The sequence below is a fragment of the Mycobacterium sp. 20KCMC460 genome, from assembly GCF_022179425.1.
GTDB classification, from domain to species: Bacteria; Actinomycetota; Actinomycetes; order Mycobacteriales; family Mycobacteriaceae; genus Mycobacterium; species Mycobacterium kiyosense.
The window spans coordinates 731,893-754,869 of the sequence record NZ_AP025524.1; the positions used below are offsets into that span (position 1 = coordinate 731,893).

General features: G+C 67.0%; 22 protein-coding genes. 16 read left to right on the forward strand and 6 right to left on the reverse strand.

Annotated features, from left to right (window positions below):
* Positions 1-12: 12 nt before the first annotated feature.
* Positions 13-1,119 (reverse strand): alcohol dehydrogenase catalytic domain-containing protein, encoded by a 1,107-nt coding sequence (locus tag MKCMC460_RS03455; RefSeq protein ID WP_236980064.1) that lies wholly within the window; start codon positions 1,117-1,119, stop codon positions 13-15.
* Between the two features lie 14 nt (positions 1,120-1,133).
* Here MKCMC460_RS03455 and MKCMC460_RS03460 point away from each other — a divergent pair, with 14 nt between their 5' ends.
* Together MKCMC460_RS03460 and MKCMC460_RS03465 are read left to right on the forward strand one after the other, a co-directional pair.
* On the forward strand, positions 1,134-1,601 hold the full coding sequence (locus tag MKCMC460_RS03460) for a thioesterase family protein (protein WP_236980066.1): 468 nt from the start codon (positions 1,134-1,136) through the stop codon (positions 1,599-1,601).
* 23 nt (positions 1,602-1,624) lie between these two features.
* Complete coding sequence (locus MKCMC460_RS03465; protein ID WP_236980068.1) at positions 1,625-2,065, forward strand: SRPBCC family protein; 441 nt, start codon at positions 1,625-1,627, stop codon at positions 2,063-2,065.
* 9 nt (positions 2,066-2,074) lie between these two features.
* Here the strand turns inward: MKCMC460_RS03465 and MKCMC460_RS03470 are convergent, their stop codons facing one another.
* Positions 2,075-2,779: a GntR family transcriptional regulator gene (locus MKCMC460_RS03470; RefSeq protein WP_236980069.1), complete on the reverse strand. Its 705-nt coding sequence runs from the start codon at positions 2,777-2,779 to the stop codon at positions 2,075-2,077.
* Positions 2,780-2,948: 169 nt separating this feature from the next.
* Here MKCMC460_RS03470 and fadD5 point away from each other — a divergent pair, with 169 nt between their 5' ends.
* The 14 genes from fadD5 to MKCMC460_RS03540 all read left to right on the forward strand — a co-directional run bounded on the left by fadD5 (position 2,949) and on the right by MKCMC460_RS03540 (position 18,570).
* A complete protein-coding gene (fadD5, locus tag MKCMC460_RS03475) occupies positions 2,949-4,604 on the forward strand; it encodes a fatty-acid--CoA ligase FadD5 (RefSeq protein ID WP_236980071.1) in 1,656 nt (551 codons plus the stop codon).
* A 280-nt stretch (positions 4,605-4,884) separates the two neighbouring features.
* Positions 4,885-5,622: an ABC transporter permease gene (locus tag MKCMC460_RS03480; protein WP_236984594.1), complete on the forward strand. Its 738-nt coding sequence runs from the start codon at positions 4,885-4,887 to the stop codon at positions 5,620-5,622.
* 1 nt (position 5,623) lies between these two features.
* Positions 5,624-6,493 (forward strand): ABC transporter permease, encoded by an 870-nt coding sequence (locus MKCMC460_RS03485; protein ID WP_236980073.1) that lies wholly within the window; start codon positions 5,624-5,626, stop codon positions 6,491-6,493.
* A 4-nt stretch (positions 6,494-6,497) separates the two neighbouring features.
* On the forward strand, positions 6,498-7,835 hold the full coding sequence (locus MKCMC460_RS03490) for an MCE family protein (protein WP_236980075.1): 1,338 nt from the start codon (positions 6,498-6,500) through the stop codon (positions 7,833-7,835).
* Positions 7,832-8,872 carry a virulence factor Mce family protein gene (locus MKCMC460_RS03495; RefSeq protein WP_236980076.1) on the forward strand — a complete coding sequence of 347 codons (1,041 nt, stop codon included), beginning with the start codon at positions 7,832-7,834 and terminating at the stop codon, positions 8,870-8,872. Before MKCMC460_RS03490 ends, MKCMC460_RS03495 begins: the two co-directional genes overlap by 4 nt.
* Positions 8,869-10,431: an MCE family protein gene (locus MKCMC460_RS03500; protein ID WP_236980078.1), complete on the forward strand. Its 1,563-nt coding sequence runs from the start codon at positions 8,869-8,871 to the stop codon at positions 10,429-10,431. Before MKCMC460_RS03495 ends, MKCMC460_RS03500 begins: the two co-directional genes overlap by 4 nt.
* Positions 10,428-12,029, forward strand: coding sequence for a virulence factor Mce family protein (locus MKCMC460_RS03505; protein ID WP_236980080.1), 1,602 nt, complete (start codon positions 10,428-10,430; stop codon positions 12,027-12,029). Before MKCMC460_RS03500 ends, MKCMC460_RS03505 begins: the two co-directional genes overlap by 4 nt.
* A gap of 47 nt (positions 12,030-12,076) precedes the next feature.
* Positions 12,077-13,198: a virulence factor Mce family protein gene (locus MKCMC460_RS03510; protein ID WP_236984596.1), complete on the forward strand. Its 1,122-nt coding sequence runs from the start codon at positions 12,077-12,079 to the stop codon at positions 13,196-13,198.
* Positions 13,192-14,751 (forward strand): MCE family protein, encoded by a 1,560-nt coding sequence (locus MKCMC460_RS03515; RefSeq protein ID WP_236980082.1) that lies wholly within the window; start codon positions 13,192-13,194, stop codon positions 14,749-14,751. Before MKCMC460_RS03510 ends, MKCMC460_RS03515 begins: the two co-directional genes overlap by 7 nt.
* Positions 14,721-15,572: an Mce protein gene (locus MKCMC460_RS03520; protein WP_236980084.1), complete on the forward strand. Its 852-nt coding sequence runs from the start codon at positions 14,721-14,723 to the stop codon at positions 15,570-15,572. The genes MKCMC460_RS03515 and MKCMC460_RS03520 overlap by 31 nt, the downstream gene beginning before the upstream one ends.
* Positions 15,569-16,555 carry an RDD family protein gene (locus tag MKCMC460_RS03525; protein ID WP_236980085.1) on the forward strand — a complete coding sequence of 329 codons (987 nt, stop codon included), beginning with the start codon at positions 15,569-15,571 and terminating at the stop codon, positions 16,553-16,555. The genes MKCMC460_RS03520 and MKCMC460_RS03525 overlap by 4 nt, the downstream gene beginning before the upstream one ends.
* The gene (locus MKCMC460_RS03530) at positions 16,552-17,103 is read left to right on the forward strand and encodes a mammalian cell entry protein (RefSeq protein WP_236980087.1); all 552 of its coding nucleotides are present in this window, start codon (positions 16,552-16,554) and stop codon (positions 17,101-17,103) included. Before MKCMC460_RS03525 ends, MKCMC460_RS03530 begins: the two co-directional genes overlap by 4 nt.
* On the forward strand, positions 17,070-17,879 hold the full coding sequence (locus MKCMC460_RS03535) for a mammalian cell entry protein (protein ID WP_238305309.1): 810 nt from the start codon (positions 17,070-17,072) through the stop codon (positions 17,877-17,879). Before MKCMC460_RS03530 ends, MKCMC460_RS03535 begins: the two co-directional genes overlap by 34 nt.
* Positions 17,880-17,898: 19 nt before the next feature.
* The gene (locus MKCMC460_RS03540; protein WP_238305310.1) at positions 17,899-18,570 is read left to right on the forward strand and encodes a YoaK family protein; all 672 of its coding nucleotides are present in this window, start codon (positions 17,899-17,901) and stop codon (positions 18,568-18,570) included.
* Between the two features lie 142 nt (positions 18,571-18,712).
* On the opposite strand, the gene MKCMC460_RS03545 is transcribed toward MKCMC460_RS03540, so the two are convergent.
* The 4 genes from MKCMC460_RS03545 to MKCMC460_RS03560 all read right to left on the reverse strand — a co-directional run bounded on the left by MKCMC460_RS03545 (position 18,713) and on the right by MKCMC460_RS03560 (position 22,961).
* Positions 18,713-19,834, reverse strand: a complete 1,122-nt coding sequence (locus tag MKCMC460_RS03545; protein WP_236984598.1) for a phosphodiester glycosidase family protein — start codon at positions 19,832-19,834, stop codon at positions 18,713-18,715.
* Positions 19,835-19,900: 66 nt separating this feature from the next.
* Entirely contained in the window at positions 19,901-21,379 is a 1,479-nt protein-coding gene (locus tag MKCMC460_RS03550) for a DUF3533 domain-containing protein (protein ID WP_238305311.1), read from the reverse strand.
* Between the two features lie 35 nt (positions 21,380-21,414).
* The gene (locus tag MKCMC460_RS03555) at positions 21,415-22,134 is read right to left on the reverse strand and encodes a pirin-like bicupin family protein (protein ID WP_236980093.1); all 720 of its coding nucleotides are present in this window, start codon (positions 22,132-22,134) and stop codon (positions 21,415-21,417) included.
* A 5-nt stretch (positions 22,135-22,139) separates the two neighbouring features.
* On the reverse strand, positions 22,140-22,961 hold the full coding sequence (locus tag MKCMC460_RS03560) for a MarR family transcriptional regulator (protein ID WP_236980095.1): 822 nt from the start codon (positions 22,959-22,961) through the stop codon (positions 22,140-22,142).
* Between the last annotated feature and the right edge of the window lie 16 nt (positions 22,962-22,977).

A 22,977-nucleotide genomic window follows, 5' to 3' on the forward strand; every position in this document is an offset into this window, starting at 1 on the left:
CTGGTCTCCCGATCAGAACCTGATGAGTTGACGAACCGCGGTGCCGTCGGCCAGGTGGTCCATCGCGTCGTTGATGTCGTCGAGCCGGATGGTCGAGGACACCAGCGCTTCCACCGGCAGCCGGCCGGACTGCCACAGCGCGACGAACCGGGGGATGTCGCGGCTGGGTACCGCCGACCCGAGATAGCTGCCGATCAGGGACCGCCCTTCGGCGACAAAACCCAACGGCGACAAGCTGATTCGGGCGTCGGGCCGGGGCAGCCCGACGGTGACGGTGCGGCCGCCCGGCGCGGTCAAACCGACGGCCGCCTCCAGCGCGGCGGGATGGCCGACCGCTTCGACCACGACGTCGGCCCGGATCCCGGCCTCGGTGGCCCGCTGCGGCGTGTACACCTCGTGTGCACCCAAACCTGTTGCCGCAGTGAGCTTTTCCTGCAGTGTATCGACGCCGATGACGCGAACGTCGGGATAGGTCAACGCGGTCAGCACCGCCGCCATGCCGACACCGCCCAGCCCGACGACGGCGACCGACTGGCCCGGCCGCGGGTCACCGACGTTGAGCACCGCGCCACCGCCGGTCAGCACCGCACACCCGAGCAGGGCGGCCACCTCGGGGGGCACGTCGGGCGGGACCGGCACCGCGCTGGCCGCATTGACCACCGCGTGCGTGGCGAAACCCGACACACCGAGGTGGTGATGCACCGGATGGCCGGCGCGGGCCAGGCGGATCCCGCCACCGAGCAGGGTCCCGGCGTTGTTGGCGGCGCTACCCGGCCGGCATGGCGTCAGCCCCTGCGTCGCGCAGGCCGGGCAGTGACCGCAGCGCGGCAGGAACACCAGCACCACCCGCTGCCCGACGGACATTCCGGTGACCCCGGCGCCGAGCCGTTCGACGATGCCGGCCGCCTCGTGGCCGAGCAGCATCGGCACCGGCCGCACCCGGTTGCCGTCGACCACCGAAAGATCGGAGTGGCACACTCCGGCGGCCTCGATGCGGACCAGCACCTCGTGCTCGGCCGGTTCGGCCAGCTCCACGTCGGCCACGCTGATGGGCCGGGAGTCCGCGTAGGGCCGCGGCGCACCGATCCGCTCGAGCACCGCGCCCCGGATGTGGAACATGCTGGAATACAACCATGGCCCAGGTTCCGCAGGTTCCGCCGTCACCCGACGACCTCACCAGTGCCGACTTTCCGGTGCAATGGCCGGTGCTGACCCGCTGGGCCGACAACGACATGTTCGGCCACCTCAACAACGCCGTCTACTACCAACTGTTCGACACCGCGATCAACGCCTGGATCGCCACCAGGGCGGGCGTCGACCCGCTGACCATCCCCGAGTTGGGCATCGTCGCGGAGTCGGGCTGCCGCTACTTCGCCGAACTCGGGTTCCCGGACCGCCTGATGGTGGGCCTGGCGGTGACGCGGCTGGGCCGCAGCAGCGTCACCTACCGGCTGGGGGTGTTCAAGGCGGACGCCGCCGCGCAGCCGATTGCGGCGCTGGGGCACTGGGTGCATGTGTACGTCGACCGGGCCAGTCGCCGGCCCGTTCCGATCCCGGACCGGATCCGGTCGCTGCTGACAACGGCGTGTGTCGAGGCCTGAGCGGGCACCAGTATGCTTCGCCAATGCCAGTTTTGAGCAAAACGGTCGAGGTCAGCGCCGATGCCGGGTCGATCATGGGCATCGTGTCCGACATCGAGCGCTACCCGGAGTGGAACGAAGGCGTCAAGGGCGCCTGGGTGCTGGCCCGCTACGACGACGGCCGGGCCAGCCAGGTGCGGCTGGACACCAACGTGAACGGATTCGAAGGCGTCTATATCCACGCCGTGTACTACCCGGGCGAGAACCAGATTCAGACCGTGATGCAGCAGGGCGATCTGTTCACCAAGCAGGAGCAGCTGTTCAGTGTGGTGGCCGCGGGCCCCACCAGCCTGCTGACCGTCGACATCGACGTCGAGCCCAGCATGCCGGTGCCTCCGCCGATGGTGAAGATGCTGATGAACAATGTGCTGGACCAGCTGGCCGCCAACGTCAAGCAGCGTGCCGAGCAGCTGGGCGCCAATTAGCGACGCGGGTCAGGTGTTGAAGATCCCGGTGCGCTCCAGCGCCTCGGTCAGCCGTTGGGCGGCGTCGGTGAACTGCCATACGGTGTGCTCCACCGCGGCCGCAGTGTCGCGGCGGCGCAGCGCGGCGATCAGTTCGCGGTGGCTGTCCACCGCCGCGGTGCCCCATCGCGGGTCCGCAGCGTACATCTGCGCCGGCATGTAGCGCGCGGCGTTCAGCAGGAACCAGGCCAGCTTGATGCGCCCGCTGGCCTGGTTGAACAACCGGTGGAAACCGAACTCCAGCGTCGCGATGGCTTGGGCGTCGCCGGCCTCGACCGCCGAGGCCAGCAGGTCGTTGGTGCGTTCGAGCTCGCCGATCTCGATCTCGGTGATGCGGTCGGTGGCGGTGACGGCCAGTTCGCGGGCGATGGTGGCCTGCAGCCAGAAGATGTCCTTGATGTCTTGCCGGGTCAACGGCAGCACCACGTGGCCGCGATGCGGCTCGAGCTGCACCATCCCCTCGCCCCGCAGCTTCAGCAGGGCTTCGCGGACCGGCGTGATGCTGACCCCGAGCTCGGCGGCGGTCTCGTCGAGCCGGATGAACGTTCCCGGGCGCAGCGTCCCGGACATGATGGCTGCGCGCAGATGGCTGGCGACCTCGTCGGACAACTGGGCCCGGCGCAACGGACGTCCGCGTCGCGGCTTCGACGATGCAGCCGACAGGGGTGCGTTCACGTGGCCTGCCAGGACCTTTCAGCAGCTGATGTGGCTGTTGGTCGGGTAGTTCCCAGGTCTTGTTAAGGGTCTCCGGGACCGTTAATGTGACCCAGACAACACATGTTTTATCAAATATCACTCTGGCGCAAGCGGTGCGCATGTGACGGATGGCAGGGGAGGGGACTAGGTGACCGCGCAGCTGGCCGGGCTCTCGGCCCAAACCCACGCGCACGAGCAGCCTTATCTGGCTCGGCGGCAGAACTGGGTCAACCAGCTGGAGCGGCACGCGATGATGCAGCCGCAGGCCACCGCGCTGAGGTTCTTGGGCAACACCCTGACGTGGGCCGATCTACGGCACCGTGTTGCCACGCTGGCCGGCGCCCTGAGCCGGCGCGGGGTCGGGTTCGGCGACCGGGTGATGATCCTGATGCTCAACCGCCCCGAGTTCGTCGAGTCGGTGCTGGCAGCCAACATGCTCGGCGCGATCGCCGTGCCATTGAACTTTCGGCTCACTCCCAGCGAGATCGCGTTCCTGGTCGAGGACAGCGAAGCACGGGTGATCGTCACCGAGGCGGTGCTGGCGCCAGTGGCTACCGGGGTGCGCCGGATCGCTGGGCTGCTGGAGACGGTGATCGTCGCGGGGACGGCCAACGGCGCCTCCGAGGACAACGTGCTCCCCTATGAAGACCTTATGAATGAGCCGGGCGAGCCGGCCGGGCTGATCGACATCCCCAACGAGTCGCCCGCCCTGATCATGTACACCTCGGGCACCACCGGCCGGCCCAAGGGCGCGGTGCTCACCCACGCCAACCTGACCGGTCAGACCATGACCATGCTCTACACCAGCGGAGTGGACCTCAACAACGACGTCGGCTTCGTCGGAGTACCGCTGTTCCACATCGCCGGCGTCGGCAACCTGCTGACCGGGCTGCTGCTCGGTGTCCCGACGGTGATCTATCCGCTGGGCGCGTTCGATCCCGCGCAGTTGCTCGACGTGCTCGAGGCGGAGCAGGTCACCGGCATCTTCCTGGTTCCCGCCCAGTGGCAGGCGGTCTGCGCCGAGCAGCAGGCCCGGCCGCGCAACCTGCGGCTGCGGGTGATGTCCTGGGGTGCCGCCCCGGCGCCAGATGTGTTGCTGCGCCAGATGTCTGAGATGTTCCCGGGCACCCAGATCCTCGCCGCGTTCGGCCAGACCGAGATGTCGCCGGTCACCTGCATGCTGCTGGGCGACGACGCCATCCGCAAGCGCGGCTCGGTGGGCAAGGTGATCCCGACCGTCGCCGCCCGCGTCGTCGACGACGACATGAACGACGTGCCGATCGGCGAGGTGGGCGAAATCGTCTATCGCGCACCGACATTGATGAGTGGCTACTGGAACAACCCGGAGGCCACCGCGGAGGCGTTCGCCGGCGGCTGGTTCCATTCCGGTGATCTGGTCCGGATGGACTCCGACGGCTACGTCTGGGTGGTCGACCGCAAGAAGGACATGATCATCTCCGGCGGCGAGAACATCTACTGCGCCGAGGTGGAGAACGTCCTGGCCGGTCACCCCCGCATAGTCGAGGTCGCCGTGATCGGTCGCGCCGACGAGCGATGGGGTGAGGTGCCGGTCGCGGTCGTCGCTGTAACGGAAGGCCACCTGCACATCGAAGAGCTAATCGAGTACCTGACCGAGAGGCTCGCGCGGTACAAGCATCCCAAGGCCCTCGAGATCGTCGACGCACTGCCGCGCAACCCCGCCGGGAAGGTGCTCAAAACTGAACTACGAGTTCGCTACGGAGTGCAGGCCGAGACCGAAAGCCCTTCTCCGCCAAATAAATTTGCGACGCGAGAGGGAAGCTGACGGACTGGAAATGTTTGCTAGGTGTTGACGTGACGTCAATTGTTGAGTTGCTATACACAGGTGGCCGACCATCGGGTACATTCCTGTGGTCTCCGTTACTACCTGCCGGTAGGGAGTCGTCGGTCACACACCAAGGGTCGGGGCAAGGAGGAGGCGTGCGACACCATCCGCCGCAGCGCCACAGGCCGAACGGCCCCGCCCACGGGAGGCCCGCGTGACGACCACCTCCCGCCCGCACCTGATCGGTTACGTGCGCGACCAACTCGAAACACCGCTGACAATGGTCGGCGGCTTCTTCCGTATGTGCGTGCTCACCGGCCGGGCGTTGTTCCGCCGGCCATTCCAGTGGCGTGAGCTGATCCTGCAGTGCTGGTTCATCATGCGGGTCGCGTTGCTGCCGACGATCATGGTCTCGATTCCGCTGACCGTGCTGCTGATCTTCACCCTCAACGTGTTGCTGGCCCAGTTCGGCGCCGCCGACCTGTCCGGTGCGGGCGCGGCGATCGGCGCGGTCACCCAGCTGGGTCCGCTGACCACGGTGCTGGTTGTCGCCGGAGCCGGCTCCACCGCCATCTGCGCCGACCTGGGGGCGCGCACCATCCGCGAAGAGATCGACGCGATGGAGGTGCTCGGCATCGACCCGATCCACCGCCTGGTGGTTCCCCGGGTGATCGCGGCGACCGTGGTGGCCACACTGCTCAACGCGCTGGTGATCACCGTCGGTCTGGTCGGCGGCTACCTGTTCGGCGTATATCTGCAGAACGTCTCCGGCGGCGCCTACCTGGCGACGCTGACCACCATCACCGGACTCCCCGAAGTGATCATCGCCATGATCAAGGCGGCGACCTTCGGGCTGATCGCCGGACTGGTCGGTTGCTACCGCGGGCTCACCGTGCGCGGCGGCTCGAAAGGCCTGGGGACCGCGGTGAACGAGACCGTGGTGCTGTGCGTGGTCGCGCTGTACGCGGTCAACGTCATCCTGACCACGATCGGCGTTCGATTCGGGACGGGACACTGACATGTCGACTTCAGCGGTAGTCCGGGCCCGGTTCCCGCGGGCGGTCGCCAACGTCAACCGTTACGCGGGCAGTGTCGGGCGGGGACTGGACGAGACCGGGCACCTCGCCTGGTTCTTTCTGGCCAGCCTGGGCCAGATTCCGCACGCGCTGCACTTCTACCGCAAGGAGACGCTGCGGCTGATCGCCCAGATCGGCATGGGGACCGGCGCGATGGCCGTGGTCGGCGGCACCGCCGCGATCGTCGGGTTCGTGACGCTGTCCGGTAGCTCGCTGGTGGCCATCCAGGGCTTCGCGTCGCTGGGCAACATCGGTGTCGAGGCGTTCACCGGGTTCTTCTCCGCGTTGATCAATGTGCGCATCGCCGGGCCGGTGGTCACCGGCATCGCGCTGGCGGCCACGGTCGGCGCCGGTGCAACCGCCGAGCTGGGCGCGATGCGCATCAGCGAGGAGATCGACGCCCTGGAAGTGATGGGCATCAAGTCGATCTCGTATCTGACGTCGACCCGCATCGTCGCCGGCCTGGTGGTGATCATTCCGCTGTACGCGCTGGCCATGATCATGTCGTTCCTGTCGCCGCAGGTCGTGACGACGCTGCTGTACGGGCAGTCCACCGGCACCTACGAGCACTATTTCCGAACGTTCTTGCGCCCCGATGACGTGTTCTGGTCGTTCCTGGAAGCGATCATCATCGCGGCGATCGTGATGGTGACCCACTGTTACTACGGATTCAACGCGGGCGGTGGTCCCGTCGGCGTCGGTGAGGCAGTCGGCCGATCGATGCGTTTCTCGCTGGTATCGGTCCAGGTAGTGGTCCTGTCCGCGGCGTTGGCGCTGTACGGCGTCAACCCCAACTTCGCACTGACGGTGTAGCGCCATGACTGCTCCGGACAAGGTCATCAAGACCAACAAGATCTCCAGCCCGCCCTACAAGATCGTCGGGATCGGCTCCCTGGTGGTGCTGCTGGTCGCGCTGTCGGTGGTGTACGTGCAGTTCCGGGGCGGCTTCACCAGCAAAGACAAGCTGACCATGTACTCCGACCGCGCCGGGTTGGTGATGGACCCCGGCTCGAAGGTCACCTACAACGGGGTGCAGATCGGCCGGGTCGGCAGCATCGAGGAAGTCACCCGCAACGGCAGGCCGGCCGCGAAATTCACCCTGGAGGTCTATCCGCAGTACCTCGGTCCGCACGGCGTGGTGCCGGAGAACGTCGACGTCCAGATCAAGGCCACCACCGTGTTCGGCGGCAAGTACGTGTCGTTGACGACACCGAAGGACGACCAGGGCAACAACATCGCCCACGGGCACCTGTCGGCCAAGAGCACCATCAACGCCTCGGCGGTGACGACCGAGATCAACACGGTCTTCCAGACGCTGACCGCGATCTCGGAGAAGGTCGACCCGGTCAAGCTCAACCTGACGCTGAGCGCGGCCGCGCAGTCACTGACCGGACTCGGTGACCGGTTCGGGCAGTCGATCGTCAACGGCAACGCGATCCTCGACGACGTCAACCCGCGGATGCCGCAGGCCCGCCGCGACATCCAGCAGCTGGCGGCCCTCGGCGACGTGTACGCGGACTCCGCGCCCGACCTGCTGGACTTCCTGAACAACTCGGTGCCCACCGCCCGTACCATCAACGCCCAGCAGCGCGACCTGGATCAGGCCCTGCTGGCGGCCGCCGGATTCGGCAACAACGGTGCCGACGTGTTCGAACGCGGCGGCCCGTACCTGGCCCGCGGCGCCAAGGACCTGGTGCCTTCGGCTCAGCTGCTGGACACCTACAGCCCGGAGCTGTTCTGCACGCTGCGCAACTACCACGACGCCGAGCCCGTCGTGCGCTCTTTCCTCGGCGGCAACGGCTACTCGCTGAACGCCCACTCCGAGATCCTGTCCGCGCTGGGCATGCTGCTCAACCCGGTCTCGCTGGCGCCCCTGCTGCTCTCCGCGGTCGGCGGCCTGGCGGCGGGCCTAGTCGGTGGGGCGCCCAACCCCTACACCTACCCGGAGAACCTGCCGCGGGTGAACTCGCACGGGGGACCGGGCGGGGCCCCAGGTTGCTGGCAGCAGATCACCCGCAACCTCTGGCCGGCTCCTGAGCTGGTGATGGACACCGGCAACAGCCTGGCGCCGTACAACCACTTGGACACCGGTTCGCCCTACGTGCTCGAGTACGTCTGGGGCCGTCAAGTAGGGGACAACACGATCAACCCATGAAAATCACCGGTACTTTAGTCAAGCTCAGCATCTTCGCGTTCGTGCTGCTGATGTTCAGCGTCATGATCATCATCGTGTTCGGCCAGATCCGCTTCGACCGGACCAACAGCTACTCCGCGGAGTTCAGCAACATCAGCGGCCTGCGGTCCGGCCAGTTCGTCCGGGCCTCCGGGGTGGAGATCGGCAAGGTCAAGGACGTCGAACTGCTCGACGGCGGCAAGCGGGTCCGGGTGAAATTCGACGTCGACCGCTCGATCCCGCTTTACCAGTCCACCACCGCGCAGATCCGATACCTCGACCTGATCGGCAACCGCTACCTCGAGCTGCGCCGCGGCGAGGGCGACGGCGCCGACAAGGTGATGCCGGCCGGCGGGCTCATCCCGCTGTCGCGCACCTCGCCCGCGCTGGACCTCGATGCGCTGATCGGTGGTTTCAAGCCGGTGTTCCGGGCATTGAACCCGGAGAAGGTCAACACCATCGCGTCGTCGCTGATCACGGTGTTCCAGGGCCAGGGCGGCACCATCAACGACATCCTCACCCAGACGGCACAGCTCACCTCGCAGCTCGCCGAGCGTGACCAGGCCATCGGTGAGGTGATCAAGAACCTCAACACCGTTCTGGACACCACCGTCCGGCACCGCAAAGACTTCGACCAGACCGTCAACAACCTCGAGGTGCTGATCACCGGCCTGAAGGACCACGGCGACTCGCTGGCCGGCGGGACGGCGCACATCAGCAACGCCGCCGGCACGGTGGCCGATCTGCTGGCCGAGGACCGCGCGCTGCTGAAGAAGACGGTCAACTACCTCGACGCCGTGCAGCAACCGCTGATCGACCAGAAGCAGCAGTTGAACGACTACCTGCACGCCCTGCCGCCCGCGCTGAACCACATCGGACGTGCCATCGGGTCCTACGGCGACTTCGTGAACTTCTACTCCTGCGACATCAGCCTCCGGATCAATGGTCTGCAGGCCGGTGGCCCGGTCCGCACGGTCCGGCTCTTCCACCAGCCGACGGGGAGGTGCTCGCCGCAATGAGGACTCTCGAACCGCCCAACCGGCTCAAGATCGGTTTGATGGGCATCCTGGTGACGCTGCTGGTCATCGGGGTGGGCCAGAGCTTCACCAGTGTGCCGATGCTGATGGCCAAGCCCAGCTACTACGGCCAGTTCACCGACACCGGCGGCATCAACAAAGGCGACAAGGTGCGCATCGCCGGCATGGACGTCGGCAAGGTCGAGGCCCTGTCCATCGACGGCGACCACATCCTGATGAAGTTCTCGATCGGCACCAACAGCATCGGCACCGAGAGCCGGCTCAACATCCGCACCGACACCCTGCTGGGTAAGAAAGTCCTGGAGATCGAGGCGCGCGGCAATCAGCCGCTGCGGCCCGGCGCCACGCTGCCCCTGGGGCAGAGCACCACGCCGTACCAGATCTACGACGCGTTCCTCGATGTCACCAAGGCCGCCACCGGTTGGGACATCGACACGGTCAAGAAGTCGCTGCATGTGCTGTCGGAGACCATCGACCAGACCTACCCGCAGCTCAGTCCCGCCCTGGAAGGGGTGTCGAACTTCTCCGACACCCTGGGTAAGCGCGACGAGGAGATCAAGCACCTGCTGGCCCAGGCCAACCAGGTGGCCAGCGTGCTCGGTGACCGCAGTGAGCAGGTGGACCGCGCGCTGGTCAACGCCAAGACGCTGCTGGCCGCCTTCAACGAGCGCGGCGCCGCCATCGACGCGCTGCTGAGCAACGTGGCATCGTTCTCCCAACAGGTGCAGGGCCTGATCAACGACAACCCCAACCTCAACCACGTGCTCGAGCAGCTGCGGACCGTCAGCGACCTGCTGGTCGAGCGCAAGCAGGACGTGGCGCAAGGGCTGCAGATGGTCGGCGGCTTCCTGCCGTCGCTGAACGAGGCGATCGGGTCGGGGCCGTTCTTCAAGGTGGTCATCCACAACCTGGTTCCGGGCCAGCTCATCCAGCCGTTCATCGACGCGGCGTTCAAGAAGCGTGGCCTGGATCCCGAAGAGTTCTGGCGCAACGCGGGTCTGCCGGCCTACCGCTTCCCGGACCCCAACGGCACCCGGTTCCCCAACGGCGCGCCGCCGCCGCCTCCACTGGTGCTCGAAGGCACCCCGGAACACCCCGGACCGGCGGTACCACCGGGATCGCCGTGCTCCTACACGCCGGGGCCGGGCGGGATCCCGACTCCGCAGAACCCGCTGCCCTGCATGGGGTTGAGCATCGGACCGTTCGGTGGCCCGGGCTTCCCGGCTCCGCTGGACGTGCAGGCCTCGCCGCCCAACCCGAACGGGGTGCCGCCGGCGCCGGGCCTGCCGATCGCCGGACGACCGGGCCAGGCTCCGCCGGATGCTCCCGGTACACCGGTGCCGATGCCGCCGAACTCGCCGCCGGGATCGCGTACCGAACCGATCGGACCGGCCGGGCCGGTTGCACCGCCATCGACCTTTGCGCCGGGACTGCCTCCCGGTCCGCCGGCCCCGCCGGGGCCCGGCAACCAGTTACCGGCACCGTTCATCACCCCGGGCGGCAACGGTGGTAGCGGCGCCGCGGGAGGTAGCGAGAATTGAGCACCATCTTCGACATCCGCAACATCCGCCTTCCGGTGATGTCCCGGGCGACGATCATCGTCGGGGTGCTGGTGGGCGTGCTGGCGATCGTGGCCGGGCTGGTCGGCTGGAACCTGTACCAGAAGCTGACCAACAACTATGTGGTGGCGTATTTCAGCGCCGCCAACGCGCTCTACCCCGGCGACAAGGTCCAGATCATGGGCCTGAAGGTGGGCCGCATCGACAGCATCGAGCCGGCCGGCGACAAGATGAAGGTGACCTTCCACTACGAGAACCAGTACAAGGTTCCGGCCAACGCCTCGGCGATCATCCTGAACCCCACCCTGGTGGCTTCCCGCGCGATCCAGCTGGAGCCGGCTTACAAGGGCGGTCCGGTGCTGGCCAACAATGCGGTGATTCCACTGGATCGCACCCAGGTGCCGGTGGAATGGGACGAGCTGCGTAACAGCATCACCAACATCATCTCCAAACTAGGCCCCACCGAGGCGCAGCCAACCGGACCGTTCGGCGAGGTCATCAACTCGTTCGCCAACGGGCTGGCCGGCAAGGGCAGGCAGCTGAACTCCACGCTGGACAACCTGTCGAAGGCGTTGACCGCGCTGAACGAAGGCCGCGGCGACTTTTTCGCCGTGGTCAAGAGCCTGGCGCTGTTCGTCAACGCACTGCACCAGGACGACCAGCAGTTCGTGGCGCTGAACCAGAACCTGGCCCAGTTCACCGGGCGGCTGGCCAGCTCGGACCACGCGCTGGCCAACGCGATCGAGCAGCTCGACGGCCTGCTCACCACGATCCGGCCGTTCCTGGACAAGAACCGCGAGGTGCTGACCCACGACGTCAACAACCTGGCCGACGTGACCAACACGCTGCTACAGCCCGACACGCTCAACGGGCTGGAGACGGCGCTGCACATCCTGCCCACCGCCGCGGCCAACGTGAACCAGATCTATCACCCTGCGCACGGTTCGGTGGTTTCCGTCCCCGAGATCACCAGCTTCGCCAACCCGATGCAGTTCATCTGCAGCTCGGTGCAAGCCGGCAGCCGGTTGGGGTATCAGGAGTCCGCGGAACTGTGCGCCGAGTACATGGCGCCCGTGCTGGACGCGATCAAGTTCAACTACTTCCCGTTCGGCTTCAACGGGTTCAGCACCGCCGAGGTACTGCCCAAGATGGTGGCCTACTCCGAGCCCCGGCTGCAGCCGCCGAACGGATATAAGGACACCACCGTGCCGGGCATCTGGGTGCCGGACACCCCGACGTCGCACCGCAACACCCAGCAGGGCTGGATCGTGGCCCCGGGTATGCAGGGCACCCAGGTCGGCCCGATCACGGCCGGCCTGCTGACCCCCGAATCGCTGTCCGAGCTGATGGGTGGACCCGACATCCCGCCGGTCCAATCGACGTTGCAGACGCCGCCGGGACCGCCCAACGCCTACGACGAGAACCCGATCCTGCCACCGATCGGTTTGAACGCGCCGCAGGTGCCGATCCCACCGCCGCCGCCGGGACCTGAGGTGCGACCAGGGCCGGTCGCGCCGACGCCGGGACCCGCGGCACCGGTGGGCGCGCCGTTGCCGGCTGAGGCAGGGGGCGGACAGTGAGGTCGACGAGCGTGGTGAGCCGGCTGCGTCGTGGCGGCTGGCGTGGCATGGTGCTGTTGTGCGCCGCGCTGGTGCTGAGCTCCTGTGGCTGGAAAGGGATCTCCCAAGTGCCGATCCCCGGCGCACCGGGCAGCGGCGAAGGCGCCTACACCGTCTATGCGCAGGTGCCGGACACGCTGGCGATCAACGGCAACAGCAAGGTGATGGTCGCCGACGTCGAAGTGGGTTCGATCCGCAAGATCGAGTTGAAGAACTGGATCGCCACCCTGACGCTCGGCCTGAAGAAGGACGTCAAGCTCCCCAAGAACGCGCTGCTCAAGATCGGCCAGACCAGCTTGCTCGGTTCGCAGCACGTGGAGTTGCTGGCTCCGGAGCACCCGTCGAGCGATCTGCTGCGCAACGGCGACACGATCAAGCTGCAGAACTCGTCCGTCTATCCGAACATCGAGCAGACCCTGGCCGTGGTGTCGCTGATCTTGCGCGGCGGCGGCATCCCCAACCTGGAAGTGCTGCAGAACGAGATCTACGCCATCTTCCACGGCCGGGGCGACCAGATCAGGGGCTTCCTGGGCAAACTCGACACGTTCACCCGGCAGCTCAACGAGCAGCGCAACGACATCACCCATGCCATCGACTCCACCAACCGCCTGCTCAGTTACGTGGGCAACCGCAGCGACGTGCTGGACCGCGTGCTGACCGACTTCCCGCCGCTGCTCAAGCACTTCGCCGACACCAAGAACCTGCTGATCAACGCGGTCGACTCGGTCGGGCGGCTGAGCCAGGTCACCGACCAGTACCTGTCCGAGGCCAAGGGCCCCCTGCACACCAACCTGCAGCTGCTGCAGTGCCCGCTGCGGGAACTGGGCCGTGGGTCGCCGTACCTGATCGGCGCGCTGAAGCTGATCCTGACGCAGCCGTTCGACGTCGACTCGGTTCCGGCGGTGTTCCGCGGTGACTACTTCAACATCAACGCGACCCTGGACGTGACCCTGAGCTCGGTCGACAACGCGGTGCTGACCGGTACCGGCTTCTCCGGCGCCCTGCGTGCCATCGAGCAGTCGTTCGGGCGTGACCCGGAGTCGATGATCCCCGATGTCCGCTACACGTCGAACCCGCTTGACGCGCCGGGCGGGCCGCTGGTGGAAAGGGCGGAGCGAGGCCAATGCTGACCCCTTTCATCAAGCGCCAGCTGATGATGTTCCTGGCCCTGACGGTGGTAGCGCTTTCCGTGCTGGGCATCTACTACCTGCAGATCCCGACCCTGGTCGGGATCGGGCGCTACGAGCTGACCGCCAACCTGCCAGCATCGGGCGGCCTTTACCCGACGGCGAACGTGACCTATCGCGGCATCACGATCGGCAAGGTCACCGAGGTCGAACCGACGGAGTGGGGCGCGCGGGCCAAGCTGAGCATCGACAGCCGCTACAAGATCCCGGTCGACGCCACCGCCAACGTGCACTCGGTGTCGGCGGTCGGTGAGCAGTACCTCGACCTGGTCTCGACGGGCAACCCCGGCAAGTTCTTCTCGTCGGGTCAGACCATCACCAAGGGCACTGTGCCCAGCGAGATCGGGCCGGCACTGGACACCGCCAACCGCGGACTCGCGGTGTTGCCCAGGGAGAAGATTCCGCAGTTGCTCGACGAGACGGCGCAAGCGGTCGGCGGACTGGGTCCGGCGCTGCAGCGGCTGGTGGACGCCACCCAGGCGATCGTCGGCGACTTCCACACGCAGATCAACGACGTCAACGACATCATCCAGAACTCCGGGCCGGTGCTGGACAGTCAGGTCACCTCGGGTAGCGCCATCGCGCGCTGGTCGCACAACCTGAACGTGCTGGCTGCGCAGTCCGCGCAGGAGGACCAGCACCTGCGCAGCGTGCTGACCCAGGCCGCGCCCACGGCCGACCAGGTCAACCAGGTGTTCACCGACGTGCACGACTCGTTGCCGCAGACGCTGGCGAACCTCGAGGTGGTCATCGACCTGCTCAAGCGCTACCACAATGGCCTCGAGCAGGTGCTGGTGTTCCTGCCGCAGGGCGCCTCGATCGCGCAGACGGTGGCCGCCCCCTTCCCGAACCAGGCGGCCCTGGACCTGGCGCTGGCAATCAACCAGCCGCCGCCGTGCCTGACCGGCTTCATTCCGGCCGAGCAGTGGCGCTCATTCGCCGACATCAGCAATCAGCCGCTGCCGGTGGGGACGTACTGCAAGATCCCGATGGACACGCCGGCCAACAGCGTGCGCGGGTCGCGCAACATCCCGTGTGTGGACGTGCCCGGTAAGCGGGCCGCCACGCCGCGCGAGTGCCGCAGCACCAAGCCCTACGAGCCGGCCGGCACCAACCCCTGGTACGGCGACCCCAACCAGCTGCTGTCCTGCCCGGCACCCGGGGCGCGCTGCGACCAGCCGGTCAAGCCGGGTCTGGTGGTTCCGGCGCCCTCCGTCAACAACGGGCTCAACCCGCTGCCCGCCGACAGGTTGCCGCCGGGTGGATTGACCCCCCCACCGAAAAGCGACCCGCTGACGCGGCCCGGTACTGGTTCAGTACAGTGCAACGGACAGCAGCCCAATCCCTGTGTCTACAACCCGGGCGGGCCTCCCTCGGCGGTCTACAGTCCGCAAAGCGGTGAACTGGTGGGGCCCGACGGGGTCAGGTACTCCGTCGAGAACTCGACCAAACTAGGAGACGACGGATGGCAGGAGATGCTGGCGGGAGCCAGCTGAACCCCATCGACGCGGACGATTCGCTGGGCACCCAGGCACAGACCGAGGATACGCAGGAATCCGAGGTCCGAGCCGCGCCGACTGACGCCCAGGCGACGACTGAGGAATCGAAAGATTCCGAAGGCGGAGCCGACCAGACCGGCTCCGAGACGACTGAGGAATCGAAAGATTCCGAAGGCGGAGCCGACCAGACCGGCTCCGAGACGACTGAGGAATCGGAAGATTCCGAAGGCGGAGCCGACCAGACCGGCTCCGAGGCGGCTGAGGAATCGGGAGATTCCGAAGGCGCAGCCGAGGCTGCGGCCGTCGCCGAGCGGGGGCCGTCGCGGGTGGGCAAGGCGTGGCTGATCGGTATCGCTGCCGTCCTGCTCATAGTCACCGGCGGTGTCGCGTTCGGCGGTTACTACGCGCTGCACATGCACCGCGAGATGCAGGATCTGGAGCGCAACAACGCCGTCGCGCTGAAGGCAGCCATCGACTGCGTGGCCGCCACGCAGGCACCCGACATCAACACCATGGCGGCCAGCCAGCAGAAGATCATCGACTGCGGCACCGACCAGTACCGCACCCAGGCCCTGCTCTACAGCAGCATGCTGGTGCAGGCGTACCAGGCCGCCAACGTGCACCTGCAGGTATCGCAGCTGCGCGCCGCCGTCGAGGGCAACAACAGCGACGGATCCGTGAAAGTGCTTGTCGCGCTGCGGGTTACGGTGTCCAATGATCAGACGCAGAATCAGGAGTCCGGGTATCGGCTGCGCGCGACGATGACGCCGACCGAGGGCACCTACAAGATCTCCAAGCTCGAACAGGTGAAGCAGTGACGGTGGTGGTCGAAGCCAGCGAGACCACGGACATGACCCCACAGATCGCCCAGGATTTGCCCGAGAAGGCCTTGGCGCCATGGCGTTTGCGTGCCGCCGCATTGGTTGTCGACGTGCTGCCCGGGGTTGCTGCGGTGACAGCTCTGGCGCTGGCCTCTTTCACGCTCCCGGTATGGAGCGCGTGGTGGTGGGTATGCATGTCGGTGCTGGGCGTGGTGGTGCTGGCGGTGTTGGTCAACCGGTTGCTGCTGCCGTCGATTACCGGGTGGAGCCTGGGCCGCGCCCTGTTCGGCGTCGCCGTGGTACGGCGCGACGGCGGGGAACTCAGCCCGTGGCGGCTGTTGCTGCGCGAGTTGGCGCACCTGCTGGACACCGCAGCGGTGTTGGTGGGTTGGCTTTGGCCGCTTTGGGATTCGGGACGCCGTACGTTCGCCGACATGGTGACCGGCACCGAGGTGCTGCGCGTGGTGCCGCACGAGCAGCCCGAGAAGGTGCGGCAATGGACGGCCGTTGCCCTGCTGGTCGCGGCTTCCATCTGCCTGGACGCGGCGGGCGTGGCCTACCAGATGAGCTACTCGCCGGCGCAGGCCGTCGACCGCACCCGCGCCGAGATATCGAGTCAGGGACCGACGATCGTCGCGCAGATGCTGACCTACGACCCCGCCACACTGCACGACGACTTCGCCCGCGCACTGGCGTTGACCACCGACAAGTACCGTCCGCAGTTGGCCGAAGAGCAACAGAAGGTCCAGAAGCGCAACCCTGTCGTCAACGAATACTGGGTCACCGCCAATTCGATTCTGTCGGCCACGACCGACCGGGCAACGATGCTGCTGTTCATGCAGGGCCGCCGCGGCACCGGGCCCGACGTGCGGTACATCACCGCCACCGTCCGGGTGAAATTCGTCAAAGACCACCAAAACCATTGGCGTGTCGACGAACTGACCCCGGTGACCTCCAAGCTGCAGCCAGGTGCCAAGTGAGTCCGCGCCGCAAGTACGCGCCCGGCGAGCCGGCGCTGCTGACGCCGCAACAGGTGCCCCGTCGGCGCTGGGAACTGCCTGTCGTCGCCGCCTTCACGGGTCTGCTGATGGTCGCGGCGATCGTGGTGTCCACCCTGCTGCTCGTCGACCATCAAGACCGCGACCACACCGCGGAGCGGGAGACGGCAGCGGTCAATTACGTGAAATGGTTCATGACCGGCTTCACATCCCTGGATCCGTTTCACGCCAACGATTACATCGACCGGGTACTGGGCCAGGCGACCGGAGATTTCCACAAGGAGTATGAGGCCAAGGCCAACGAAATCCTGCTGCAGGTCGCTCGTTCGGAGCGCTCCACCGGGACCGTTCTAGAGGCCGGTGTGGAACGGTGGAACGACGACGGCAGCGTCACCGTCCTGGTGGCCACCTCCGTCACCTCCAAATCGCCTGACGGCAAGCAGGTCTTCGAGAACGTCGACCGCTGGTCGGCAACGGCGACGCAGGAAGGAAATCAGTGGAAGATCAGCAACCTGTGGCAGGTGATCTGACCGACCAGACCGGGGACGAGGCGACCCCGGGCGATGTCGACGGCGGGACGGCAGCGGTATCCGACACCGAAGTTGTTGCGGAGGAGCCGGATTCGGACCCGGACTCCGGTGACGCCGAGCAACCGGTCGCGGCGCCGGCCACCGACACTGCGAAGAAGAGCAAGCGGCGCGGCCGCTCCGGCAGGGCTGCCAAGACCGGCGTCAAGAAGGCCAGCCTGAAGAAAGACAAACCCAAGAAGCCCAAGACGCCCAAGAAGAAGTTCGGCCGGCGGGCAGCCGCGGTGGTCGTCGGTCTGGTCGCAACCCTGTTCGTGGGCTCGGCCGCGTTCGCCGGGGCCATGGTGCAGCCGTACCTGTCCGCGACGGCCACCGTCGAGATCAAGGAGAACGTGGCCCGCGCCGCCAAGGACGCGGTCACCGCGTTGTTCAGCTACACACCCGAGGACGTCGACAAGCTGTCCGACCGTGCCGGCCGTTACCTCGGCGGCGATTTCGGCGCCCGATACCGGGCTTTCGTCGAGCCCATCGTGGCGCCCACCAAGCAGACCAAGATCACCACCTCCACGGTGGTGTCGGGCATCGCCGTCGAATCGCTGCAGTTGCCGAACGCGGTGGTGATCGTCTACGCCAACACCACCACCACGACGCCGTTGAAGAAGAACATCCCGACAATGCAGTACAAGTCGCTGCGGCTGCAGATGAAGCGCGAGCACGACAAATGGTTGGTGACGAGCATGAACACCGTCACCTCGCTGGACGTGACGCCCCAGCTGTAGCGGCGACAGGGCTCCGGCGATGGTGGCTGCGTCCCCGGTATCCGAGCGGCTGACCGTCACGGCACTGCTGTTGCTGACGTTCGTCACCGGATTGGCCGACGCCGTTAGCGTGTTGGTGCTGGGCCATGTGTTCGTGGCGAACATGACCGGCAACGTGATCTTCCTGGGCTTCTGGTTCGCCCCGAATTCGAATGTGGACCTGACCGCGGCACTGATCGCGTTCGTCACCTTCGTCGCCGGCACCATCGTGGGGGGCCGGCTGATGCGTCATTTCGGCGACCGGACCCGACCCTGGCTCACGGCGGCGCTGGGCGCCGAGTCGGTGCTGCTCGCGGCGCTGTCCGTGCTGGCCGGTACCGGCGTGTTCGGCTATCACGACAACACCAAGCTGTACCTGATCGGTGGGCTGGCGATCGCCTTCGGTCTGCAGCATTCCACCGCTCGTCAGTTCGGCATCCAGGAGCTCACCACGACGGTGCTGACGTCGACGATCGTGGGCCTCGGGGTGGACAGCCGGCTGGCCGGCGGGATCGGTAGCCGCGAAAAGCTGCGCTACAGCGTGGTGTTCACGATGTGCGGTGGTGCTGTGGTGGGGGCGACGATCACGCGGTTCGCGGTGGCGCCGGTGCTCGGGCTGGCCGCGGTGATCGTGGGCGTCAGCCTGTTGATCTTCCGGTTCGGGCGGGCGTGATCGGTGCCTGATTCTTGGCACACGCGAATCAGCAGAGGTGGCGGTCAAGGGCGGGCGCCGGTGCGCTAGCCCCTTCCGCGAGCGTCCTCATATGCGCGCTAAATCGGGCCTGCGACCGTACATTTGGGGCCGCTCGCCACGATCAGTTGAACGCCAGCCAACTGGGCAGGGCGCGCTCGTGGGAGTCGCACAGCACCTGCCGGGTGTCGCAGGAGCCCTTGGGTGATCCCGCGCCGGCCCACATGCCGCCGGTGTCGCGGCGCAGCACGATCGCCGAGGAGCCGCCCCCGTCGAGCAGAATCGCAGTGTCACTGCCCAGGCCGCGGAACAGGTCCTGGATGTTGTCGGGGGTGTAGCTACCACCCTCGAAGATGTACATCTCGTCCTTCTGCTTGTTGTAGGCCAGCGCCGTGCGGGCCGCGCTGGGGCCGCCGTCGTGCAGCTGGCCGAGGTTGCCCGGTGACAACAGACCGATGCCGGCCACCGCGACGAACTTGGCGTTCTTGTTGAGCAGGTCCGCGATCACCGGGGTGGCGAGGTCGTAGTCTTCTCTTCCCTTGGGGCGCAACACGTATGGCGCGCCACCGACCGGCAGGATCATTGTGGTCAGCGACGTCCAGGATTCGTTGCCGCCGGACAATCCCTGCTTGCCGGGGTAGGCGACGGTGCCGGTGACGGCCTGGTTGGCCCGGCCCTGCCCGTGGGTGTTGTCCACGAAGGCGCCCAGCGGTGAGCTGCACCCGGTTTCGCGCCAGGAGCCGCCCTTCTGACCGCGGACATCGAAGAAGTTGGCATTGATCGCGATCGTCGGCTGACCCATCCGGGCCCATGCCTGCAGCGGCGCGTACACCTCGCTGGCCTGCCACAGTCCCTCGCCGGTGCGGGCGCCCGCATTGTTCTCGCAGCGGGCCTGGTCGCCCTGGTGGGTGTCCACCAGCAGATGTGGCTGCAGCCGGCTGGAGGCCTGCTTGATGATCATCAGGTGGCCGCCGTTGTTCAGCTCGTACGCGCCGCCGGCTCCGTCGACGGCGGGCATCGGGTGACCACCGCCGAAGTTGTAGACCAGGTAGGTGCCTTTGGTGTTGGCGATGGCCTGCTCGAGGAGTTCGCGGGCGTCGGCGGCGCGGGCGACGGGCTGCCCGGTGGTGCTGGCCAGCGCGACGCAGAGCGCCACGGCGGCGCAACTCGCCGTCAGTCTGCGCACGACGGCAACTGGCGTCAGCACGGAAAGCCCTTTCGGCCCGGGGGGAAGCGACCAACCCAGAATCAGTCACATCCGTCACACTGTCAACTTAAGTCACAGCTGCGTGACGGTTCGGCCGCGCCGGAATTACGTTTGCTCGCTTGGGCTTTCGGGAGCGGTGACGGTCCCGGCCTCGACCTCGGTCTGGGTTTCGGCCTCGGTTTGGGTTTCGGCCTCGGCTTGGGGTGCGGGCTCGGCTTGGGGTGCGGGTTCGGTGTCTTTGGCCTTGTCGCGCGACTTCTCCCGGGCCTGATGGGCAGCCTGGTGTTCGGCCGCGATCGCATGTGCGATCGCACCCGGAATCCGGTGGAATCCCTTGCGGTCGTACAGGTGGGTGACGATGCCGCCGAACAACAGCCCGATCACCAAGCCGATCGCCGTCATCGACAGCGCCTGGGACAGGCCGGCATCGCCGTGGCCGTCGAGGTAGAGCAGCGCGCGCACGCCCAGGAACACCTGGTGCATCGGCTCGAACTCGGCCAGCCAGCGGAACAGCGGCGGGACCGCCTCGAGCGGCACCGTCGCACCCGCCGACGGGAGGCCGAGGATCACGAAGATCAGCATGCTGACCAGAAGTCCCATCGACCCGAACACCGCGATCAGCGAGCTCGACGTGACACCCACCGCGGTGATGGCGAACACGCCGTAGAGCCACAGCTGCCCTCCCAGCGTGACGGGCATGCCGAGTTTGTCCGCGATGAGCAGGTAGATGCCCGACGTCAGCAACGCCAGCACCACCATCATCCCCCACTTGATCAGCAGCGTGCGGAACCGCGAGATGCGCACCTGCTCGGCGAACCGGTACACCGGGCCGAATTCTGCTGGTACGTAACCAAGCATCGAGTCGACCAGGGTGCTGACCACGACGCTGCCGGTGAAGCCGGCCAGCAACAGCAGCAGGGCATAGTAGAAGGCCGACAACCCATTTCCGGTGCCATTGGGTAGCGGATTGTAGATGTCGGATTTGATCTCGATCGGACTGTTCAAGGCGAGCACCGCCGCGCCGGCCATCGGCGCGCCACCGGCTTGAGCGATCACATCGGCCGAAAGCCGTTCGCCCATCCTGCTATTCGCGGTCGCAGCGGCGCGGGTCAGGGTTTGTCCGGCGATGCTCGCACCCAACGTGCCCGCCCGCGGGTTGGTCAGCACGGTGATCGTCGGCCGCTCCGCGCGGTTGGCCGTCAACGCGCTCTCGCCGAGGTCGCGCACCTTGAGCGAGAATCCGGGCGGAATCACCATCTCCCCGTACACCTGGGCCCGGTCCAGCTGTTGTTTGGCCTCGGCCTGCGGCAGTACACGAACGTCGAACTTGTCTTTGTCCAGGGCGGAGACCAGGCCGTCGGCGATCATCTTGCCGTAGGGGCCGGCGTCCTGGTTGACCACCGCGATCGGGAAATGCCGCAGGTTGGTGGTCGGGTTGAGGATACCGCCCAGGTAGAGCGCGGACAGTGCGGCCAGGAACGCCGCCGTGATGACGATGGGTGCCAACCAGAACCGCACCGTCCGAAGTGACTTCGTATTCCGGTCGGGTTTGGGGGCGGCGTGGCGGGGCTGAGTGGAAGACATGAGGCTCCTGTCTGTCGAGCTCACTCTAATGTCGGTCAGCCACCCAGCTTCGCGTGCATCTCCCACACCAGTACTTCGGCGGCCTGGCGGGCGGTCAGGCGCCGCGCGCCGGATTCGGTGAGCCGGGCCGCGTCTCCTTCGCTCAGCTCGCCACCGTCTTCGAGGCTCACGCGCCCGCGTGCGACGAATACGTGCAGGTAGGGAGCATCGGGCAGAGTGACGGTGTCGCCTTCGCTCAGCCGCGCCACGTGCAGCGCCGCCGCGCGGTTGTGCAATCGGAGGGCTGCGTCGTGGCCGGGAATGCCGGAGGCGACAGTGACCAAGCCGACGTTGCCCAGCTGATTGTCGATTTCGTCCTGCTGGTAGCTCGGTGTGACCGGCGCCTCGTCGGGAACGACCCACATCTGCACGAAATGCACTGGCTGCGTGACGGACTCATTCGTCTCCGAGTGCAGGATTCCGCTGCCGGCCGACATGCGTTGCGCCAGACCGGGATAGATGACGCCCCGGGTGCCGGTCGAATCCTGATGTGTCAGTTCGCCTTCCAGTACCCAGGTCAGGATCTCCATGTCGCGGTGCTGATGTGTGCCGAACCCCGTGCCGGGGGCGACGATGTCGTCGTTGTTCACCAGCAGCAGGCCGAAGTGGGTGTTGTCCGGATCGTAGTGGTCGCCGAACGAGAAGGAATGCCGCGATTGCAGCCAATCCGTCGTGGTGACGGCCCGGTCGGCCGCTCGCCGGATATCCACGGGCATGGTCTCTACAGTAGTGCGGCGAGCAGGCCCTGGGCGTGCCGCAATGCATCCTCGAGTTCGGGCAGCGACAATTCGGGCGCGCCGCCCAGGTGGATCTCGATCTGGTACTCGGGCTGGCCGTCGCGCCCGAAAATCGGAAGCACGACGAATTCCGTTGTAGGAAGCTCTGTTTCGAGGGAATCGGTCACCGACCGCAGGGTCACCATGGTCATCAGCGTGGTGAGCTGACGGGTGACCGCGGCGGTGGGCTCCAGGGAGGCCAGCACGGTGGCCAGCCGATCGTGCAGCGGCTGGTGGGTGTCGTCGAATCGCCACGCGCCGTAGCCGCGGGCCCGGATGTCGGCGAGCACCCGGCGGTGCTGGGCCACGTCGGTGCCAGCCGGGCGCGGGGTGATTCGGCGTAGCCAGGCGTTCACGAACTCCTCGTCGCGCCAGGCCACCGCGACCAGCCCGAACGGCGGGTCGATGGGGAACCGCTGCCCCACCGCGTGCTCGCCGTCCGTGCCGTGACCGTAGGCGTCGACCGTGGTCAGATGCCGGGCGCCGATCTTGGACATGGAGCAGCCCGCACCGAGGGTGTCGTGCAGGTAGCGCAGCGCCTCGCGGCCGCGGTCCAGCAGCGGGAAGGTGCGTCGCAGGCCGTGCACCAGGCCGAACAGGCCGCTGCCCAGAACGTAGCGGCGGTCGTCGCGGCGGGCCACCCAGGTGCGCCGTTCCAGCTCGGTCAGGATCAGCGCGCAGGTGGAGGTGCTGATGCCGCAGAGCTTGGCCAGCTCGGCCGACGACCGCCCGTCCGGGGCGTCGGCCAGCGCGGTGAGCACTGTCATGACGCGGCTCGTCGGC

Bases quoted from the DNA above. Each gene is read 5' to 3' on its own strand.
- MKCMC460_RS03490 (WP_236980075.1), top strand. From the start codon at position 6,498: ATGACTGCTCCGGACAAGGTCATCAAGACCAACAAGATCTCCAGCCCG.
- MKCMC460_RS03460 (WP_236980066.1), top strand. From the start codon at position 1,134: ATGGCCCAGGTTCCGCAGGTTCCGCCGTCACCCGACGACCTCACCAGT.
- MKCMC460_RS03455 (WP_236980064.1), bottom strand. From the start codon at position 1,119: ATGTTCCACATCCGGGGCGCGGTGCTCGAGCGGATCGGTGCGCCGCGG.
- MKCMC460_RS03550 (WP_238305311.1), bottom strand. From the start codon at position 21,379: ATGTCTTCCACTCAGCCCCGCCACGCCGCCCCCAAACCCGACCGGAAT.
- MKCMC460_RS03520 (WP_236980084.1), top strand. From the start codon at position 14,721: ATGGCAGGAGATGCTGGCGGGAGCCAGCTGAACCCCATCGACGCGGAC.
- MKCMC460_RS03555 (WP_236980093.1), bottom strand. From the start codon at position 22,134: ATGCCCGTGGATATCCGGCGAGCGGCCGACCGGGCCGTCACCACGACG.
- MKCMC460_RS03560 (WP_236980095.1), bottom strand. From the start codon at position 22,961: ATGACAGTGCTCACCGCGCTGGCCGACGCCCCGGACGGGCGGTCGTCG.
- MKCMC460_RS03465 (WP_236980068.1), top strand. From the start codon at position 1,625: ATGCCAGTTTTGAGCAAAACGGTCGAGGTCAGCGCCGATGCCGGGTCG.
- MKCMC460_RS03485 (WP_236980073.1), top strand. From the start codon at position 5,624: ATGTCGACTTCAGCGGTAGTCCGGGCCCGGTTCCCGCGGGCGGTCGCC.
- MKCMC460_RS03540 (WP_238305310.1), top strand. From the start codon at position 17,899: ATGGTGGCTGCGTCCCCGGTATCCGAGCGGCTGACCGTCACGGCACTG.
- MKCMC460_RS03480 (WP_236984594.1), top strand. From the start codon at position 4,885: ATGGTCGGCGGCTTCTTCCGTATGTGCGTGCTCACCGGCCGGGCGTTG.
- MKCMC460_RS03510 (WP_236984596.1), top strand. From the start codon at position 12,077: ATGGTGCTGTTGTGCGCCGCGCTGGTGCTGAGCTCCTGTGGCTGGAAA.
- MKCMC460_RS03515 (WP_236980082.1), top strand. From the start codon at position 13,192: ATGCTGACCCCTTTCATCAAGCGCCAGCTGATGATGTTCCTGGCCCTG.
- MKCMC460_RS03495 (WP_236980076.1), top strand. From the start codon at position 7,832: ATGAAAATCACCGGTACTTTAGTCAAGCTCAGCATCTTCGCGTTCGTG.
- MKCMC460_RS03500 (WP_236980078.1), top strand. From the start codon at position 8,869: ATGAGGACTCTCGAACCGCCCAACCGGCTCAAGATCGGTTTGATGGGC.